The sequence below is a fragment of the Thermococcus sp. EP1 genome (assembly GCF_001317345.1).
Taxonomy (GTDB): domain Archaea; phylum Methanobacteriota_B; class Thermococci; order Thermococcales; family Thermococcaceae; genus Thermococcus_A.
The window spans coordinates 1-512 of the sequence record NZ_JXCG01000037.1; the positions used below are offsets into that span (position 1 = coordinate 1).

Genomic DNA, 512 nt, shown 5'->3' on the forward strand with positions numbered 1-512 from the left:
AGCTTATGCTTTTCCAGAGTATGACACTCCAATAAAAATCGGAAAGAAGGTCATAGTGATTGGAGCTGGAAACACTGCAATGGATGCAGCAAGAACTGCAAGAAGACTAGGTGCAGAGGTGATCATAGCCTACAGAAGAGGCAAGGAAGACATTACAGCGAGAATTGAAGAGGTCGAACACGCCAAAGAAGAAGGAGTAAGATTTGAATTCTTCTTAAGCCCCATGGAGTTTATAGGAGATGAAAATGGAAGAGTTAAGGCCGTGAAGTTCATGAAAATGAAAGCTCTCGAAGAGAGGGACTCCAGAGGAAAAAGAAAAATAGTGCCTACTGGAGATACTATTGTTTTAGAGGCAGATACAGTCGTCATAGCAATTGGAAAAACAACAAGCAAACTCCTTAGAATGACGATGGCAAAAATAGAAGCTGATGAATATGGAGTAATAAAGGTAGATGAAAAATTGATGACAAATATTCCCGGAGTTTTCGCCGGTGGGGATGCCATTAGAGGTG

General features: G+C 41.2%; 1 protein-coding gene. It reads left to right on the plus strand.

The genetic code is table 11. The annotated features are described in order from the left end of the window. On the plus strand, nucleotides 1-512 hold a 512-nt coding region (locus EP1X_RS09945; RefSeq protein ID WP_172672622.1), incomplete at both ends, for an FAD-dependent oxidoreductase.